The sequence below is a fragment of the Luteimonas sp. 100069 genome (assembly GCF_003813845.1).
Taxonomy (GTDB): domain Bacteria; phylum Pseudomonadota; class Gammaproteobacteria; order Xanthomonadales; family Xanthomonadaceae; genus Luteimonas; species Luteimonas chenhongjianii.
Window position 1 is genome coordinate 189,737 of record NZ_RPFN01000001.1, and the last position, 17,106, is coordinate 206,842.

At 67.2% G+C, this 17,106-nt stretch carries 16 protein-coding genes; 8 read left to right on the forward strand and 8 right to left on the reverse strand.

Annotation, left to right across the window (positions count from 1 at the left end; translation table 11 throughout):
• Positions 1-119 precede the first annotated feature (119 nt).
• Genes rfbB through rfbD form a run of 4 tightly spaced genes read left to right on the forward strand, consistent with a single transcriptional unit; the run spans position 120 to position 3,515 of the window.
• Positions 120-1,175, forward strand: coding sequence for a dTDP-glucose 4,6-dehydratase (rfbB, locus tag EGK76_RS00870; RefSeq protein WP_123831219.1), 1,056 nt, complete (start codon positions 120-122; stop codon positions 1,173-1,175).
• The gene (gene rfbA / locus EGK76_RS00875; protein ID WP_123831221.1) at positions 1,172-2,059 is read left to right on the forward strand and encodes a glucose-1-phosphate thymidylyltransferase RfbA; all 888 of its coding nucleotides are present in this window, start codon (positions 1,172-1,174) and stop codon (positions 2,057-2,059) included. Before rfbB ends, rfbA begins: the two co-directional genes overlap by 4 nt.
• Positions 2,056-2,613 (forward strand): dTDP-4-dehydrorhamnose 3,5-epimerase, encoded by a 558-nt coding sequence (gene rfbC, locus EGK76_RS00880; protein WP_123831222.1) that lies wholly within the window; start codon positions 2,056-2,058, stop codon positions 2,611-2,613. Before rfbA ends, rfbC begins: the two co-directional genes overlap by 4 nt.
• The gene (rfbD, locus tag EGK76_RS00885) at positions 2,610-3,515 is read left to right on the forward strand and encodes a dTDP-4-dehydrorhamnose reductase (protein ID WP_123831224.1); all 906 of its coding nucleotides are present in this window, start codon (positions 2,610-2,612) and stop codon (positions 3,513-3,515) included. The genes rfbC and rfbD overlap by 4 nt, the downstream gene beginning before the upstream one ends.
• A gap of 62 nt (positions 3,516-3,577) precedes the next feature.
• On the opposite strand, the gene EGK76_RS00890 is transcribed toward rfbD, so the two are convergent.
• Both EGK76_RS00890 and EGK76_RS00895 read right to left on the reverse strand, forming a co-directional pair.
• On the reverse strand, positions 3,578-4,990 hold the full coding sequence (locus tag EGK76_RS00890) for a mannose-1-phosphate guanylyltransferase/mannose-6-phosphate isomerase (RefSeq protein ID WP_123831225.1): 1,413 nt from the start codon (positions 4,988-4,990) through the stop codon (positions 3,578-3,580).
• 8 nt (positions 4,991-4,998) lie between these two features.
• The gene (locus EGK76_RS00895; protein ID WP_123831226.1) at positions 4,999-6,354 is read right to left on the reverse strand and encodes a phosphomannomutase; all 1,356 of its coding nucleotides are present in this window, start codon (positions 6,352-6,354) and stop codon (positions 4,999-5,001) included.
• 132 nt (positions 6,355-6,486) lie between these two features.
• Here EGK76_RS00895 and EGK76_RS00900 point away from each other — a divergent pair, with 132 nt between their 5' ends.
• Both EGK76_RS00900 and EGK76_RS00905 read left to right on the forward strand, forming a co-directional pair.
• Positions 6,487-7,215 carry a CoA transferase subunit A gene (locus EGK76_RS00900; protein WP_096299961.1) on the forward strand — a complete coding sequence of 243 codons (729 nt, stop codon included), beginning with the start codon at positions 6,487-6,489 and terminating at the stop codon, positions 7,213-7,215.
• Positions 7,215-7,850: a CoA transferase subunit B gene (locus EGK76_RS00905; RefSeq protein WP_123831228.1), complete on the forward strand. Its 636-nt coding sequence runs from the start codon at positions 7,215-7,217 to the stop codon at positions 7,848-7,850. Before EGK76_RS00900 ends, EGK76_RS00905 begins: the two co-directional genes overlap by 1 nt.
• A 26-nt stretch (positions 7,851-7,876) precedes the next feature.
• Here EGK76_RS00905 and EGK76_RS00910 read toward each other — a convergent pair whose 3' ends face one another.
• Positions 7,877-10,600, reverse strand: coding sequence for a rhamnan synthesis F family protein (locus EGK76_RS00910; RefSeq protein ID WP_123832018.1), 2,724 nt, complete (start codon positions 10,598-10,600; stop codon positions 7,877-7,879).
• A gap of 306 nt (positions 10,601-10,906) precedes the next feature.
• Here EGK76_RS00910 and EGK76_RS00915 point away from each other — a divergent pair, with 306 nt between their 5' ends.
• Positions 10,907-11,485: an alpha-ketoglutarate-dependent dioxygenase AlkB gene (locus tag EGK76_RS00915; protein ID WP_123832019.1), complete on the forward strand. Its 579-nt coding sequence runs from the start codon at positions 10,907-10,909 to the stop codon at positions 11,483-11,485.
• Positions 11,486-11,666: 181 nt separating this feature from the next.
• Here EGK76_RS00915 and EGK76_RS00920 read toward each other — a convergent pair whose 3' ends face one another.
• From EGK76_RS00920 to EGK76_RS00935, 4 genes are read right to left on the reverse strand one after another with little or no spacing between them, the layout of a single operon-like run.
• A complete protein-coding gene (locus tag EGK76_RS00920) occupies positions 11,667-12,368 on the reverse strand; it encodes an ABC-type transport auxiliary lipoprotein family protein (protein ID WP_123831230.1) in 702 nt (233 codons plus the stop codon).
• Positions 12,365-13,291: an MlaD family protein gene (locus EGK76_RS00925; RefSeq protein WP_123831232.1), complete on the reverse strand. Its 927-nt coding sequence runs from the start codon at positions 13,289-13,291 to the stop codon at positions 12,365-12,367. Before EGK76_RS00925 ends, EGK76_RS00920 begins: the two co-directional genes overlap by 4 nt.
• Before the next feature lie 4 nt (positions 13,292-13,295).
• Entirely contained in the window at positions 13,296-14,135 is an 840-nt protein-coding gene (locus tag EGK76_RS00930) for an ABC transporter ATP-binding protein (RefSeq protein ID WP_233580121.1), read from the reverse strand.
• Positions 14,132-15,241 (reverse strand): ABC transporter permease, encoded by a 1,110-nt coding sequence (locus EGK76_RS00935; RefSeq protein ID WP_123831234.1) that lies wholly within the window; start codon positions 15,239-15,241, stop codon positions 14,132-14,134. The genes EGK76_RS00930 and EGK76_RS00935 overlap by 4 nt, the downstream gene beginning before the upstream one ends.
• Positions 15,242-15,355: 114 nt before the next feature.
• On the opposite strand from EGK76_RS00935, the gene EGK76_RS00940 reads away from it, so the two are divergent.
• Positions 15,356-16,612, forward strand: a complete 1,257-nt coding sequence (locus tag EGK76_RS00940) for a threonine/serine exporter family protein (RefSeq protein WP_096299951.1) — start codon at positions 15,356-15,358, stop codon at positions 16,610-16,612.
• A 97-nt stretch (positions 16,613-16,709) separates the two neighbouring features.
• Here EGK76_RS00940 and EGK76_RS00945 read toward each other — a convergent pair whose 3' ends face one another.
• Positions 16,710-17,081, reverse strand: coding sequence for an H-NS histone family protein (locus tag EGK76_RS00945; RefSeq protein WP_096299949.1), 372 nt, complete (start codon positions 17,079-17,081; stop codon positions 16,710-16,712).
• Positions 17,082-17,106: the final 25 nt, after the last annotated feature.

The window sequence follows — 17,106 nt, forward strand, 5'->3', positions numbered from 1 at the left end:
CCTCCTCCCGGCACGCGAATAGCCGTCCGTTCGTCTGGGCATTCATGTTCGTGCCGAAATTCCCGCGATGAGCCGGTATCCTCTGCCGCCAGCCCCCATCGTCTTCCAGGAGTGAATGCGTGCCCACTTGGCTCGTTACAGGCGGCGCCGGTTTCATCGGCGGCAATTTCGTGCTGGAAGCCGTGCGTCGCGGCGTCCGCGTGATCAATCTCGATGCCCTGACCTATGCAGGCAACCTGCATACGCTGGCGTCGATCGAATCGGATCCCAACCACGTGTTCGTGCACGGCGACATCGGCGACCGCGCGCTCGTGGCGGGCCTGTTGGCCGAGCACCGGCCCGACGCGGTGCTGAACTTCGCCGCCGAGAGCCACGTCGACCGGTCGATCGACGGCCCCGCCGCGTTCATCGAGACCAATGTTGTCGGCACGCTCGGGTTGCTCGAGTCGGTGCGGGACTACTGGAAGGCGTTGCCTGACGGCCGTCGTGAGGCCTTCCGTTTCCTGCACGTCTCGACCGACGAGGTCTACGGCACGCTCGGCGAGACCGGCAAGTTCTCCGAAACCACGCCCTACGCGCCGAACTCGCCGTACTCGGCATCGAAGGCCGCCTCCGATCATCTGGTGCGCGCGTTCCACCACACCTACGGGCTGCCGGTGCTCACCACCAACTGCTCGAACAACTACGGGCCGTATCACTTCCCGGAGAAGCTGATCCCGCTGGTGATCGCCAAGGCGTTGGCCGGCGAGCCGCTGCCGGTCTATGGCGACGGCAAACAGGTGCGCGACTGGCTGTTCGTGACGGACCATTGCGCGGCGATCCGCACTGTGCTCGAGAAGGGCCGGGTCGGCGAGACCTACAACGTCGGCGGCGATTCCGAGCGCCAGAACATCGAGGTTGTGGAGGCGATCTGCCGCCTGCTCGATGTCCGCCGGCCGCGGGAGGATGGCCGGCCTCGCAGCAGCCAGATCACCTACGTCAAGGACCGCCCCGGCCACGATCGTCGCTACGCGATCGATGCGTCGAAGTTGCAGGGTGAACTCGGCTGGAAGCCGGAGCACACCTTCGAGAGCGGCATCGAGTTCACCGTTGACTGGTATCTCGCCAATCAGGAATGGGTGCAGCGCATCCTCGACGGCAGCTATCGTCTGGAGCGCATGGGGGCCGAGGCATGACCGCGCGCAAGGGCATCATCCTTGCCGGCGGTTCCGGCACGCGGCTGTATCCGATCACCAAGGGCGTCAGCAAGCAGCTGTTGCCGGTGTACGACAAGCCGATGATCTACTACCCGCTCAGCGTCCTGATGCTGGCCGGCATCCGCGAGGTGCTGATCATCAATACGCCCCATGAGCAGGCGTTGTTCCAGGCCCTGCTGGGCGACGGTTCGCAGTGGGGCATGGACATCCAGTACGCCGTGCAGCCGAGTCCAGACGGTCTGGCGCAGGCCTATCTCATTGGCCGGGACTTCGTTGGCGGCAAGCCGAGCTGCCTGGTGCTGGGCGACAACATCTTCCACGGCCATGGCCTCACCGACACCTTGAAGAGCGCCGATGCGCGAGACGAAGGGGCGACGGTGTTCGGTTACTGGGTTCACGATCCCGAGCGCTACGGCGTGGCTGAATTCGACGATGCGGGCAAGGTCATCGACATTGCAGAGAAGCCGGAAGAACCGCGTTCGAACTACGCCGTCACCGGGCTGTATTTCTACGATGGCCGCGCGAGCGACTACGCCGCCGGGCTCAAGCCGTCGCCACGTGGGGAGCTGGAGATCACCGATCTCAACCGGTGTTATCTGGACGACGATGCGCTGTATCTGGAGCAGCTCGGCCGCGGCTATGCCTGGCTTGATACCGGTACGCACCAGTCCCTGCACGAGGCCTCGAACTTCATCCAGACCATCCAGGATCGCCAAGGCCTGCAGGTGTGCTGCCCGGAAGAGATCGCGTTCGGCAATGGCTGGATCGATGCCGAGCAGTTGTCCGCGCTGGCCAAGCCGCTGTCCAAAAACGGCTACGGCCAGTACCTGATGTCGCTCGTGAAGCGGGGAGTCGTGCGTTGAAGATCATCGAGACCAAACTGCCCGGCGCCGTCGTCATCGAGCCTGCCGTATTCGGCGACGCGCGTGGCTTCTTCTTCGAAACCTGGAATGCCGAGCGTTTCGGCCAGCACGGCCTGCCGACGAACTTCGTACAGAGCAACGTGTCGTCCTCGGCCAAGGGGGTGTTGCGTGGCCTGCATTACCAGTGGCCACGGCCGCAGGGCAAGCTGGTCAGCGTGCTGCGGGGCGAGGTGCTTGACGTTGCCGTCGACATCCGTCGCGGCTCGCCGACCTTCGGGCAGTGGGAAGGCGTGATTCTTAGCGAGGAAAACAAGCGCCAGTTCTGGATCCCGGAAGGCTTCGCACATGGCTTCGCAGTGCTCTCGGAAATGGCGGTCTTCAGCTATCTGTGCACCGACGTGTACGTGAAGGAAGCCGATGCCGGGGTGCGCTGGAACGACCCGGCGATCGGCGTCGAGTGGCAGATCGACGCGCCATTGCTGTCCGACAAGGATGCCAACGCGCCGCTGTTGGCCGACATCCCCGAGGATCGGCTGCCGGTATTTGCCGCATGAGCTCGTTGGTCTTCGGTGCGAACGGGCAGGTCGGCCAGGAACTGCTGCGCGCGCTCGCGCCTCTGGGCGATGTGGTTGGCACCACCCGTGGCGGCACGCTGCCAGAGGGCGGTGCCTGCCTGACCGCGGACTTTTCAGATCCCGCGTCGGTGGTCGCACTGCTCGACGCGACGCGGCCGATGCGCGTGATCAATGCTGCCGCCTACACCGCGGTCGACAGGGCCGAAAGCGAGCCCGAGGCGGCGCAGGCGGCCAATGCAGAGACCCCCGGCGCGATCGCGCGCTGGTGCGCCGCGCACGGTGTGCCGCTGGTGCATTACTCGACCGACTATGTATTCGACGGCAGCGGCACGCGACCGTATCGCCCCGACGATGATCCCGCGCCTCTCGGTGTCTACGGGATCAGCAAGCTCGCGGGCGAGCAAGCGCTCCGCGCCGCGGGGGGACGTCATCTGATCTTCCGCACCGCATGGGTGTATGCCGCGCATGGGCAGAACTTCCTACGCACGATGCTGCGTGTAGGTGCCGAGCGCGACGTGCTGCGCGTGGTTGCCGACCAGATCGGTACGCCGACACCAGCAGCATTGATCGCGGACGTGACCGCTCGGGTTCTGCGTGCCGATAACCCGGCATCCGGCACCTGGCATTTGACGGCGACTGGCGAGACCAGCTGGCATGGCTTTGCCGAGGCGATTTTTGCAGGTGCGGTCGAGCGCGGTCTGCTTGCGCGCGCGCCGAAGGTCGAAGCCATCACCACTGCCGACTATCCGACGCCGGCCAAGCGCCCCGCGTACTCGCGATTGGACATCTCGTCGCTAGAGCGTGACTTCGGGATCGCGTTGCCGAGCTGGCAAGCGGCCCTGGATGGTGTTCTCGATACGCTGGCCGCCTCGCAGCGCTGACGGCGACCCCATACGAAAACGGCGCCCTCGGGCGCCGTTCTGCATTGAAGCGATCGGGTAGATCAGGTGCGCCCGTACGTGTCCTCGAAACGCACGATGTCGTCCTCGCCCAGATAACTGCCGGACTGCACCTCGATCAGTTCCAGCGGCACCTTGCCCGGGTTGCGCAGCCGGTGGGTCACGCCAAGCGGAATGTACGTGCTCTGGTTCTCGGTCAGCAGCAGCACATCGTCGCCGCGCGTGACCTCGGCGGTACCGCTGACGACGATCCAGTGTTCGGCGCGGTGGTGGTGCATCTGCAGGCTGAGTGTCGCGCCCGGTTTGACGGTGATGCGCTTGACCTGGAAGCGCGGGCCGTTGTCGATCGAATCGTAGGCGCCCCATGGGCGGTAGACCTTGCGATGCCAAGCGGCCTGCGGCAGGCCGCGGGCCTTGAGATCGGCCACCACGTCCTTGACCTGCTGGATGCGGTCGCTGCGCCCGACCAGGACCGCGTCGGGGGTTTCCACGACGATGGTGTCCTCCAGTCCGATCATCGCGATCAGGCGCTCGCCATAGGCATAGGTGTTGCGGCAGTCGATCGAGACGACCTCACCGTGATGCGCATTGCCGTTCGCGTCCTGCGGCGAGACCTCGCGCAGGCTTGCCCATGAACCCACGTCGCTCCAGCCTGCGTCCAGCGGCATCACCACCGCCGCATCGGTCTTCTCCATCACCGCATAGTCGATGGAATCCGATGGGCTCGCGGCGAATGCCTCGGCATCGAGGCGGGTGAAGTCCACATCCGTGCGCGCGGCCGACCAGGATGCGCGCACGGCTGCGAGTATTGCCGGCGCATGCCGTTCCAGCGCCGCGAGGTATGCATCGGCGCGGAACAGGAACATGCCGCTGTTCCAGAAGTGGTCGCCGGAAGCGACGTAGGCCTGTGCCCGCGTCAGGTCCGGCTTCTCGACGAAGGCTTCGACCGGTGCCGGACCCTCGCCGCAGTGCGCGGCGGCCTTGATGTAGCCATAGCCCGTCTCAGGGCCGCGCGGTACCACGCCGAAAGTGACCAGCCGGCCGGCCTCGGCTGCGGGCAGGGCAGCGCGGACCGCAGCATGGAACGCCTCCGGCGCCTGCACGACGTGGTCCGAAGGCAATACCAGCAGCACCGCGTCCGGGGTTGAACGCAGCGCTTCGAACGCGGCGGCGGCGATCGCGGGCGCGGTATTGCGCGCGACTGGCTCGAGGACGATGGCCGCGGGTTTCGCACCGACCTGCTGCAGCTGCTCGGCCACCACGAAGCGGTGCGATTCGTTGGCGACAACGATCGGCCCGGCACCGCCGGCGAGCGGCGCGGCGCGCAGCCAAGTGGCCTGCAGCATGGTGTCGGTGCCCACCAGTGCCAGGAACTGTTTGGGATGCATTTCGCGCGACAGTGGCCACAGGCGTGTGCCTGAGCCACCGGACAGCAGGACCGGAACGATCGAGGGCATGGCGGGACTCAGGCGTTCGCCGACAAGAGGTCGGAAAGCTCGTGGGTGCGGGCGTCGAGCAGGGCGCGGTCGGCGCGCGTCTCGATATTCAGCCGCAGCAGGGGTTCGGTGTTGGAGCTGCGCAGGTTGAAGCGCCAGTCGCCGAAGTCGGCGCTGATACCGTCGGTGTGGTCGATCGCCGGCGACTGCGCGGCGTAGTGCGCCATCACGCGGTCGACAGCGGCCTTCGCGTCTGCCACGCGGAAGTTGATCTCGCCGCTGCAGGGAAACTTCGCGACGCGCTCGGAGACCAGATCGCCCAGTGAACGTCCAGTGGTCGAGACGAGTTCGGCGATCAGCAGCCACGGGATCATGCCGGAATCGGCGTAGGCGAACTCGCGGAAGTAGTGGTGCGCGCTCATCTCGCCGCCGTAGACAGCGTCTTCGGCGCGCATCTTCTCCTTGATGAAGGCATGGCCGCTCTTGCACAGGACCGGTACGCCGCCGGCGGCCTCGACCTGCTCGATGGTGTTCCAGACCAGACGCGGATCGTGCACCACCTTGCCGCCGGGCTGCTTGGCGAGGACCGCCTCGGCCAGCAGGCCGACCAGGTAGTAGCCTTCGATGAAGGCGCCGGTTTCATCGAAGAAGAAGCAGCGATCGAAATCGCCGTCCCAGGCGATGCCGAAGTCGGCGCCATGGGCGCGTACGGCATCCGCGGTGGCCTGCCGGTTTTCCGGCAGCAAGGGGTTGGGGATGCCGTTGGGGAAGCTCCCGTCGGGCTCGTGGAACACGCGCACGAACTCGAACGGCAGGTGCGGCGCAAGCAGGTCGACGATGCTGCCGGCGCCGCCGTTGCCGGCATTGACCACGAGCTTGAGCGGGCGCAACGCAGTGGGCTCCACATAGCCCAGCAGATGTTCGATATAGGCCGATTTGTCGGGCGACGCGGTTTCGGTGCCGGGCGTTGCCACGGGCGCCGGCAGGTTGCCCGCTTCGACCGCGTCGGAGATTGCGAACAGGCCGGTGTCGGAACTGATCGGCCGCGCGTGTTCGCGCACCAGCTTCATCCCGTTGTAGTCCATCGGGTTGTGGCTGGCCGTGACCATCACCCCGCCAGCCGCGCCCCGGTGGTCGACCTGGAAGTAGACCTCCTCGGTACCGCACAGGCCGATGTCGATGACCGGCCGGCCCTGGCTGCGCAGACCTTCCGACAGGGCGGCCTGCAGTTCCGGACTGGTCAGGCGCACGTCGCGGCCGAGCACGATCGGACCTTCCGGGAGCTGTCCGGCCAACGCGATGCCGATGTTGCGGGCGAGGTCGGGATTGAGTTCGTCGGGTACGCGGCCGCGCAGATCGTAGGCCTTGAAGGCGGGCAGGGGCATCGGACGCTCCATATCGTGGGGTGCCGTCGATTCTAGCGGTTCGTCGTCACGGGTCCGTTGGGCCTTCCAGCCCAGGGGCCGTGGCCATGGGCTGCCGCTAGAATGGCGGACCACTGCGCCACGAGATCCGAGATGAGCGAGCAGCCTTCCGCCGCGCGACGCGGCAAGCAGTACCCGGACGCGACATCGGCCCTGGCCGACATCGTTGCCGATGGCCAGACCTTCGCGGTCGGCGGTTTCGGCCTGTGCGGGATTCCCGAGGCGTTGATTGCCGCCTTGCGCGACTCCGGCGTCAGGGAGCTGACCGCGATCTCCAACAATGCCGGCGTCGATGGCTTCGGCCTCGGCCAGCTGCTGGAGACCCGGCAGATCCGCAAGATGATTTCCTCCTACGTGGGCGAGAACAAGGAGTTCGAGCGCCAGTACCTGGGCGGCGAACTCGAGCTCGAGTTCAATCCCCAGGGCACGCTGGCCGAGCGTCTGCGCGCCGGCGGTGCGGGCATTCCGGCGTTCTTCACCGCCACCGGCTACGGGACCATCGTCGCCGAGGGCAAGGAAACCCGCGAGTTCGACGGCAAGCACTACGTCCTCGAGACGGCGCTGGTCGCCGATGTCGCGCTGGTGAAAGCATGGAAGGCCGACACGGCCGGGAATCTGGTCTTCCGCAAGACCGCGCGCAACTTCAATCCGGCCTGCGCGATGGCCGGCCGCGTCTGCGTGGCCGAGGTCGAGGAGCTGGTGGAGGTGGGCGGGATCGATCCCGATCACGTGCACCTGCCCGGCATCTATGTCGACCGCATCGTCGTCAACGCGACCCCTGAGAAGCGCATCGAGCAGCGCACCGTGCGAGGAGCGAAGTAATGGCCTGGACCCGCGACGAGATGGCCGCCCGCGCCGCCCGTGAACTCAGCGACGGTGCGTACGTGAATCTGGGCATCGGCCTGCCGACCCTGGTAGCCAACCATATTCCGGAAGGCGTGGATGTCTGGCTGCAGAGCGAGAACGGTCTGCTCGGCATCGGCCCGTTCCCGACCGAGGACGAGGTCGATGCGGACCTGATCAACGCCGGCAAGCAGACCGTCACCGCGCGCGCGGGCGCCAGCTATTTCGGCAGTCACGATTCGTTCGCGATGATCCGCGGCGGCCATATCGACCTGGCCATCCTCGGCGCGATGCAGGTGACGGACAAGGGCGATCTGGCCAACTGGATGGTGCCCGGCAAGATGGTCAAGGGCATGGGCGGGGCGATGGACCTGGTCGCGGGCGTCAAGCGCGTGGTGGTGCTGATGGAACACGTCGCGAAGGACGGCAGCCACAAGATCCTCCCCGAATGCACGCTGCCGTTGACCGGCGTGGGCGTGGTCGACCGGATCATCACGGATCTCGCGGTGTTCGACGTGACCGCCGACGGGCTCGTGCTCGTGGAGATGGCCGAGGGGGTCGATGCTGCCGACCTGCAGGCCGCAACCGGTGTCCCATTCCGCGCAGCGAGCTAGCGGACTGGCGGAGTTGTTGTTGCCTTTCAGGGGGGCGGTGGCGTTGCAGCAGCGACCTGGCCGCGTCCGGTGAACGCATCGTCTACGCCGATATCCGCGAGCCAGGGCGCATGCCAGCGCCCTGCGCCGATACATGCGAGCGGAACCTGCACTGCGTCGGGATCGAAGGCCAGTTCGTCAGCCAGCGGACCTGCAGCCAGAAGCGCATCGTCGATGAACTCCAGCGCCGCGGCCTGCACCTCAGCGACGATCGACCAGCGCCGCGGCTGGGTGTCCGGCGTCGCATAGGTCGGCTGCCGAGCCCCATCCACGTTCTCGAAGCCTGTGAATTGCGGCTGTGGCGCGGTCAGCACGCTTTCCAGCAGCAGATCGTTCCCCAGCACGTCCGAAGGCCCCGACTCCTGACGCGCGTCGTGATAGCGGGCCCGCGCGTTGCCGGCACCCCGCAGCCGCGCCTCGGCGCGGCTGTCGAGCGCGAAATATGCGCCTTCGAGCGGCTGCTCCAGCATGCTCGACAGATGGCGCTGGATCGTACCGGCATAGCCGATGTCCACCAGCATGGCGCGTGCATCGCCGACCGTCTCGTCCCAGTACTCGCGGTAGAGCGCTCGCGCGCACGCGGCCAGGGCTTCGAGCGCGTCGTGCGCAGGCGCCAGTCTGTCCGCCACGGCTTCATGCATCTCCGGCAGGAACACATGCTCGTGCATCACGGCACCGCCGAGACGCAACTCCAGCACGGCTTTCGCGCGGTTGCCGAGGCGCGCAACGAGGAGGTCTCCAAGCGTGCCGTTGTAGCTGCAGTCGAGCAGTGTGGCGAGGCTGTCGCGGTCCCGGAGCGCGGCCAGCCCGCACGCCTGCCTCGACGCCAGGAAATAGACGCCGTCGATCTCGCCGGTCCAGGCCGGCGCGGCGACCTTCAGGCGGTGGAAGGCTTCAACGAGCAGATGGCCTTCGCGGCTCAGGAACAGGAGTCTGGTCACCTCGCGGTCGCGGGCAAGACGCACCAGCCAGGTGAGGAAGTCCAGCACGAGTGGACCGATCACCGCGTAACCGAAGGTTCGCGGGCTGACGTGGAGCCGGCCGGCCAACATCTCCGGCGCAGCATCGGCGATATCGCTCAGATGGTTGGCGATGAGTCCCAGCCGGAGTTGTTCGCTCCAATGCGCATCGGGAGCTGTGCGTAGCGGGCGCAGTGCCGGAACGACATCCAGCAGTGCCGAAGCGCGCAGGACGTGCACCGGCGTCAGCATGCCCTGCCAGTGGGGCTGTTGCACATCGGCATGTTCGTTGTCGCCAATGTGCAGCCATTTCTTGGATGCAACCTGCTCGGCGGAGGCGACGGTCGGCCACGCGGCACCGTCGTCCTTGCGGTGCCCTGTATCGCAGGAGACGTACCACCGGTCGACGATGTCGACGACGGGCGCAGGCAGGATCTCTTGGAGGGTCGCCTCGTCCAGATACATGTCCGACAGCGCGACAAGACGTGTTCCGCGCGCACGTATCGCTGCAAGGGCATCGAGCAGTGCTGTCCGCGGACGGAGCAGCCGTCGTTCGGTCGCGCGCTCGAGCGCGTGCAGCGCTTCCGCCGGAAGATCCGGGGCAAGGGCATGCATCACGTCATAGATTTCCGCCAGAGTGGGGTCGCGCGCTGCGGCATGACGCGCGCGCGCTTCGGCACGTGCACGCAGTTCGGCGAAGTCGTCGACTGCCAACGTGCGCTGCGCCAGTCGTGCCAGGTAGGCACGCGCGGCGGCTGGAGACAAGAAAGGGCGTTGCACAAGCGTGTCGAAGATGTCCACCGAGACCAGGGTCGCGTCGATCGACGCAGCGGCGATGCGCCCCGCAAGTGGTGTAGCGAAATAGTCCTGCCAGTTGCGGTCACCCTCGCTCGTGAGCGACAGGCTGCCGTCGCGTGGCAGTACACCTGCGCGGAAGCCGCGGGCGCGGACGACCGCAACGAACATGCGTTCGATCGCATGCTGGAGCGTGCCGTCCAGCTGCCCCCGTTCCTCGGGAAACGCCTCGAGCGGCAGCTGTAGCGCAAGCAGGGGTCGGATCGCATCGATCCGCGCCCAGAACATCGATCCGGCCGGGAAGTCGATGTAGGCCTGCGGATCAATGGAAAAGCCCATCCGGGCGGCGATCGCGGACCCATCGGCGACGTTGCCAAGCCAGGTGTGTCCCCACAGCGGAACCGTTTCGTGGCTCTCCGGATAGATGATGCCCAGCGAGGGATCCGCGTCGAACATGCCCAGTTGCCACGCGATCCGCTGCGGACTGCCCATCAGTCCATCGACCAGATATGCGCGCCAGCGGTTCTGTGCACTGCCGGCGTGCAGCGACTTCTTGCTGTGCAGATGCGCGATGACATCGAGCTCGAGCAGCGCTTCGCGGAAGGTGACGAGCAGCGGCGCGATGTCGCGTCCACGGTTCGGCACGACGACAATCTCGAGCCGTTGCACACCCGGTATCGCCGAAAATGCTCCGCGGACAACGTCGACGGCATCGGCCTCGCTCACTGAAACCAGCAGGACGAAGGGGGTCGGCATCCGCGACAACGCGGCGGCGAATTCGTCGGCAAGATCGGAATAGAACAGGTGCAGCATCACGCCGACCCGCAGGCTCACCGCATCGATCGGGGAAGGCGGCGGAAACCGGTATCCGGTCTCGGGCGTCGGTGCGACAGGCCGGGCGCGACCTGCGATCCGGATGCGCGCTGCGATACCGCGGAAGCCCATTGCGCGCTGCATGCGCCAGGCCCGTACCACAACTCCGCCCAGCCCGCGCAGGCCGCCGCCGCGGACTTCAACGCTGCGGCGCACTGCTGACAGCAATCCAAGCAGGCGACTGATCACGCTGCGGCGTTGCGCATGTCGAAGGCATCTGCTGACGCAGAGGCAGGGCGGCAGGGCCGGCGGGGGGGGAGCTGCGGGTTCACCGGCGGATTGTCGCGGGTTCCATGCCCGGCCGGCAAACTGGCAGCTCTCCCGCAGCAGGCAATCCCAATGCCCGATTCGCCTCGCGCCCTTCAGCAGCAGGGTCCGGAACTCGAACTCATGCCGGCCTGGTTGCCTGCGGGAGAAGCCGACGCACTCTTCGAGGCGCTGCGCGATGCTCTGCCCTGGAGCGCGCATCGCCTGAAGATCTTCGGGCGGGAGGTGCAGGCGCCACGACTGAGTTGCTGGATCGGCGACCCGGGCGCGGCGTACCGGTATTCGGGCACGCGCTTCGAGCCGATGCCATGGCCGAACGTGCTGCTGCCCTTGCGTCGGACCGTGTCGGCGACTGCGGGCGTCGCATTCAACAGCGTGCTCGCCAACTTCTATCGCGACGGGGCCGATGCGATGGGCTGGCACAGCGACGACGAGCCCGAGTTGGGACCGCGCCCGGTCATTGCCTCACTCAGTCTGGGTGCGACCCGGCGCTTCGTCCTCAAGGCGAAACATCGGGACGCCGACGCTGCCGTGCAGCGCCACGTCCTCCATCTCGCGCACGGCAGCCTGTTGCTGATGCGCGGCGACACGCAGTCGCGCTACCGCCATGCGTTGCCAAGGACCGCGCGCCCGTCGGGGCCCAGAATCAATCTGACGTTCCGGAAGATCCTCGATCAGGCGAATGACCACTCCGCCCGATAGCGAGCCTCGGCGGGCGCGACCTGTCGGCATCGGGCGGTGGCGGTCCTTACGCCCGTCGCCCAGCCACCACGCGTGCGCAGTCGCTTGTCTTGCTGGTCGATCGCGTGCCGCCGCGCCGGCCCGCTTCTGCGATCGCAGCCCACCTCCCCGGACGCACGCGGGCGGAAGCAGGGGCCCGGCTTCAGCGGCGCACGGCGGGCATCGACTCCGGAACGCGCCGATCGTGCGTGACCTCGTGCGCGTTGCCCGACTCGAGAATCCAGCCGGCCATCTCGCTGCTGACATCCCGCAGCGCGTTCGAGAACGCATCGACGACCTGGGCAACCTCGGCGCTCGCTGCGGGTTGTGCGGCAAGGAAGGTGCGGGAGCCGACGACCGTCTGGTCGATGTTGTGGATCAGCTTGGCGTTGGCCTCGATCGTCGCCGACGGCAACGCGTTGCCGTTGTAGTCGGCCTCGAACCGGCGCAGGTCGATGACCAGCTTGTAGTCGGCGGTGATGCCCGCGCCCTGGCGCGCGACCCCCGGAAGGTGGCCGGAATCCTCGAGCGTGCGCAGCACCGCGTCCTGGAGCATGTCGGTCGGCGTCTTGGCCCAGCTCGCGCCGCGATAGACCTGCAGCTCGTCAGGGATCGGACGCACCGCGATGCGGAAGCTGTCGATCATGCGGGCCGCGGTCGGCGGGCTCATGCTGAGCTGCCAGTCCGCATGCGGCCATGCGGGATTCGCTTCGACCCGCGGGTCGGGCGCGTAGATCGTCGAGCGCTCCCGGTCGCCGCTCCCGCCGCCGAGCAACGAGCTGCAGCTGGCGAGTGGCATGACGAGCGCGAAGGCGATGACGAGGCGGGACAGGGCCCGGCGGGCGACACCTGGGTGGACGGTCATTCGGGTTCGAACTCCTTGGGCGCGTCGCGACCCAGCAGGTAGCGCGCGGGGTTGGCGTCCAGGCGGTCGCTGATACGGCGCAGGTCGCGGACCAGCGATCGCAACTCGCCCAGGGTCGGGCCAAGCTGCGAGAGGCCGTCGTTGGCGAAGCTGCTGATCGCGGCGCGGTTCTCGTTGAGGATCAGGTCGGCGCCGCCGGCAGCGGAATCCATGCGCGCCAGCGTGCTTTCGAGGTTGGCGACTAGGCCGGGCAGCTTCTGCACCAGTTCGCGGTCGAAATTGGTCATGGCGCGATTGGTCGTCGTCAGTGTCTGCTCGAGCTGCTCGCTGGATCTGCGCGCATTGACGATGATCGCCGCCAGGTCTTCGCGCTGGCCGGCGACCGCGCCGGTCATGCCCTCGATGTTCTCGAGCGTGTTGGCGATGCGGGCGACATTCTCTTCGCTGAGCACCTTGTCGAGCCGTTCGACCAGGCGGTTCGCGGTGTCGGAGATGTTCTGAAGCGCCGAGGCCTCGGTCTGGATGACCGGCACACGGTCTTCCCGCTCCGACACCAGCGGCGGTGCTTCGGGCGAGCCGCCGGTGAGCTGGATGATCGGCGAGCCGGTCAGGCTGGTCATCGACATGCGTGCGCGGGTATCGGTCTTGACCGGCGCTTTGGCCTGCACCCGCAGGCGCGCGATCACCTGGCGGGGGTCCTCCGGGGCGAGCTGCAGACTGTCGACCGTGCCGACGGCGATGCCGTTGTACTGCACGCTGCTGCCCTCGGTCAGGCCGGTGACCGGTTCGCGGAAGATCACGTCGAACTCGTTCCAGCTGCGGTCGGAGGAGTATTTCGCCGCCCACAGCGCGAAGCCGAGCATCGCGATCGAGGCGATGAGCGTGAACGCGCCGATCAGCACGTAATTGGCTCTGGTTTCCATGAGGTCAGTCGGCTCCCGGGCCAGTGGCCCTCGCATCGCGCGCCGCGCGCCCGCGCGGCCCGTGGAAATATTCCTGGATCCAGGGGTGATCGATCCGTTCGATCTCTTCCACCGGGGCGGCCGCAATGACCCGGCGATCGGCCAGCACCGCGATCCGGTCACAAATAGCGTACAGGGTGTCGAGATCGTGTGTGACCAGGAACACGGTCAGGCCCAGTGCTTTCTGCAGGGTGCGGATCAGGCGGTCGAACGCGGCCGCGCCGATCGGGTCGAGACCGGCCGTGGGCTCATCGAGGAACAGCAGCGGTGGGTCGAGCGCGAGTGCGCGCGCCAGGCCGGCCCGCTTGCGCATGCCGCCCGACAGCTGCGCGGGCAGCTTGTCGAGCGCATCGGCCGGCAGGCCCGCGAGCTTGATCTTCAGCAAGGACAATTCGTAGCGAAGCGAGTCGCTCAGGTCCGGGTGATGTTCCTTCAGCGGTACCTGGACGTTCTCGCCGACGGTCAGCGAAGAGAACAGCGCGCCGTCCTGGAACAGCACCCCGGTATTGCGCTCGATATGGCTGCGTTGTTCTGGATCGCGCGCGAGTGCATCGGCGCCCAGCACATCGATGGTGCCGGCCTGCGGCGCCCGCAGCCCGATGATGGAACGCATCAGCACCGACTTGCCGGTGCCCGAGCCACCGACCACGCCCAGGATCTCCCCCTGGCGCACGTCGAGGTCGAGGCCGTCATGCACGGTCTGGCTGCCGAAGCGGGTGACCAGGCCCCGCACGCGCACTGCGACGCCATCCGGGGCGGTGTCGCGCGCAGGGACATCGTTGGAAACCGGCTCTGGCGTCGTCACCAGCCCACCTCCATGAACCAGATCGCGGCGAAGGCATCGAGCGTGATGACCAGCGAAATCGTCTGCACGACGCTGGAGGTGGTGCGTTCGCCCACCGATTGCGCGGTGCCCTGGACCCGCAACCCTTCCAGGCAACCGATCAGGCCGATCACCAGCGCGAAGACCGGGGCCTTGGACATGCCGACAAGGAAATGCCGAACCTGCATGGTGTCGTACATGCGCGCCAGATAGGCCTGCGGCGGAATCTCGAGGGCGAAGGCGCCGACGGTCAGGCCGCCGATGAGGCCGGCGATCATCGCGATGAAGGTCAGCAGCGGCAGCATCACCAGCAAGGCGACGATCCGCGGGATGACCAGCAGCTCGACCGGATCCAGACCCAGCGTGCGGATCGCATCCACTTCCTCGCGGCTGACCATCGCACCGATCTGCGCGGTGAACGCGCTGGCCGTGCGGCCGGCCAGCAGGATTGCGGTCAGCAGCACGCCGAACTCGCGCAGGAATGCGATCGACACGAGCTCGACGACGAAGATCACGGCGCCGAATTCCGCCAGCACGGTCGAGCCCAGGAACGCGATGACCGCGCCGACCAGAAACGACAGCAGCGCGACCAGCGGCACCGCGTCGAGGCCGACCTGCTCCATATGGTGCACGGTCGAGGTCAGCCGGAACTGTCGCGGCGATGCGAGCAGGCGGGCGAGCTTGACCAGCGTCTCGCCGAAGAAGCTCACCAGCGAGACGAACTCTCGCCCGTTTTCGTACACCCTGCGGCCGAGCCGCGCCAGGGCCGCGTTCACGCCGTAATCGCGTTTTTTCTTGGGTCGGTCGTCGGAGACATCCTCGATCGCGTCTACCAGCGCGCGGTGGTCCTCGCGGAACCGGAACGTCGAGAAATCGAGCCCGCGCTTGTCGGCGAAACGGAGCAGCTGCAGCACGCCGACCGAATCGAGCCGCTCGACGCCCGTGGCATCGACCTCCTCGGGATCCTGCTGCGCCCGCAGCGTGGCTTCGATGTCGCCTGCATGCGCGAGGGTCCAGTGACCGCGCAGCCGCAACGTCCCTCCGCCGCCGGATTCGGCGCTGGGCGTCTCGGGTCGGGGGAGGGCCATGCAGTCTCGGGAGCGTTGGGCAAACGGGCACGAGCATACCCAATCCGGGCGTGATACCGCGTGTCACGGGCGGGCGATCTACCGACCGCGGGGCGTGCATGCGATCCTGTCGCGATGTCCGCGCCCACTTCGCTCACCTCTGCCACTTACGCCGCGCGCATCGCGTTCGTCGTCGAGCTCGCCGAGCATCTCCATGCCTATGGCACCACCGCCCAGCGTCTCGAAGGGGCGATGATCGCGGTGACCCAGCAATTGGGGCTGGACTGCGAACCCTGGGTCAATCCGACCGGCATGGTGCTGTCCTTCAGCGATCCGCTGCGGCCGCCGGGCGACAGCGACACCACCCGCGTGATCCGCATGTCGCCGGGCGACGTCGACCTCTACAAGCTGTGCGAGACCGACCGCATCGCCGAGCAGGTGATGGCCGGCGAGATGGATCTGGCCGAAGGCTATGCCGCGCTGCGCGCGCTCGATGCGCGCGAACCCGGGCGCTGGGGCAAGGCGCTGCAGGTCATGGGATTCGCGATGGTCGCGATGGCGGTCGCCGGGCTGTGGCGACTGCCCTGGGCGGACATCGCCACGGCGGGCGTCATTGGCCTGTTGATCGGCCTGCTCGACCTGGCGACGCGCGATGGCACCCGGCTCAAGGAGGCTGGCGATGCGCTGGCCGGCATGGTGGCCGGCCTGGTCGCGATCCTGGTGTCCGCGTTCGTCGTGCCGCTCAACCTCAATACCGTGATCATCGCCTCGTTGATCGTGATGCTGCCCGGCATGGCGCTGACGAACGCCATCAACGAGCTGACATCGCAGCACCTGGTCTCGGGCACGGCGCGCTTCGCCGGCGCCATGACCACGGTGCTCAAGATCACCATCGGCACGATCATCGCCCTCACGCTTGCAAAGATGCTGGGCGTGACGCCCAACGTCCGCGCGCTCCGCCCGCAGCCCGACTGGGTGGAGTGGGCGGCGCTCGCGACCGCGTCGGCCGCGTTCGCGATCCTGTTCCGCGCCGCGCGCCGCGACGTCGCGCTGGTGATGCTTGCCGCAGTCTCGGGCTATCTGATCTCGCGCTGGGTCGGCGCAGCGCTCGGGTCCAATATCGGCCTGTTCGTCGCCGCGCTGGCCACCACCGCCGCCGGCAACGGTTACGCGCGCTGGGCAGACCGGCCGGGCGCGCTGATCCGCGTGCCTGGGCTGATCATGCTGGTGCCCGGCAGCAACAGCCTGCGTGGCCTGATGAACCTCGTGCAGCAGCAGGACATGGCGGCCGGGCAGGAAGCCGCCCTGGTCGTCATGAATATCGTGCTTGCGCTGATCGCGGGCCTGCTGTTTGGCAACGTCGTGGTGCCGGCCCGGAACAAGAATCTCTGAAGGAAGCGCTGCTCCTCGACTGCAGCGGGTCCGTCCCTTCGGCTGCCCGAACGAAAACGCCCTCCTTGCGGAGGGCGCTCGGGCATCGCGGCTGCGATCACTTCTCGATCAGGAATTCCTCGATCTTCCTGCCCTTCTTGATCTGGCCCGCGAGCCACAGCGGCTGCTTGCCACGGCCGGTCCAGGTCTCGGCCTTGTTGGCAGGGTTGCGATACTTCGGCGGCACCTTGCCGAGCTTGCGACCCTTGGTCGCACTGGTGCGTGCAGCGGGCGCCGACGCGGCGCTGCGCGGCGCGCCACCACCGAACAGCTCGGCGATGCTGTAACCCTCGGCGGCTGCCAGGTCGGTGAGCTTCTTGCGCACGGCCGCGATCGGCTTGCGCTTCTTCAGCGTGGTCTTGCGCTGCTTGGCCTGGGTAATCAGCGCATCGAGCTGCTGGGGGGAAAATGCATTGAGGTCAAACGCCATGTGAGTCGGCTCCGGCTGATTATTG

Excerpts from the sequence above, each read along its gene's own strand:
- rfbA (WP_123831221.1), top strand. The coding sequence starts at position 1,172 with ATGACCGCGCGCAAGGGCATCATCCTTGCCGGCGGTTCCGGCACGCGG.
- rfbD (WP_123831224.1), top strand. The coding sequence starts at position 2,610 with ATGAGCTCGTTGGTCTTCGGTGCGAACGGGCAGGTCGGCCAGGAACTG.
- EGK76_RS00890 (WP_123831225.1), bottom strand. The coding sequence starts at position 4,990 with ATGCCCTCGATCGTTCCGGTCCTGCTGTCCGGTGGCTCAGGCACACGC.
- EGK76_RS00895 (WP_123831226.1), bottom strand. The coding sequence starts at position 6,354 with ATGCCCCTGCCCGCCTTCAAGGCCTACGATCTGCGCGGCCGCGTACCC.
- EGK76_RS00900 (WP_096299961.1), top strand. The coding sequence starts at position 6,487 with ATGAGCGAGCAGCCTTCCGCCGCGCGACGCGGCAAGCAGTACCCGGAC.
- EGK76_RS00905 (WP_123831228.1), top strand. The coding sequence starts at position 7,215 with ATGGCCTGGACCCGCGACGAGATGGCCGCCCGCGCCGCCCGTGAACTC.
- EGK76_RS00910 (WP_123832018.1), bottom strand. The coding sequence starts at position 10,600 with ATGCAGCGCGCAATGGGCTTCCGCGGTATCGCAGCGCGCATCCGGATC.
- EGK76_RS00915 (WP_123832019.1), top strand. The coding sequence starts at position 10,907 with ATGCCGGCCTGGTTGCCTGCGGGAGAAGCCGACGCACTCTTCGAGGCG.
- EGK76_RS00920 (WP_123831230.1), bottom strand. The coding sequence starts at position 12,368 with ATGACCGTCCACCCAGGTGTCGCCCGCCGGGCCCTGTCCCGCCTCGTC.
- EGK76_RS00925 (WP_123831232.1), bottom strand. The coding sequence starts at position 13,291 with ATGGAAACCAGAGCCAATTACGTGCTGATCGGCGCGTTCACGCTCATC.
- EGK76_RS00935 (WP_123831234.1), bottom strand. The coding sequence starts at position 15,241 with ATGGCCCTCCCCCGACCCGAGACGCCCAGCGCCGAATCCGGCGGCGGA.
- EGK76_RS00940 (WP_096299951.1), top strand. The coding sequence starts at position 15,356 with ATGTCCGCGCCCACTTCGCTCACCTCTGCCACTTACGCCGCGCGCATC.
- EGK76_RS00945 (WP_096299949.1), bottom strand. The coding sequence starts at position 17,081 with ATGGCGTTTGACCTCAATGCATTTTCCCCCCAGCAGCTCGATGCGCTG.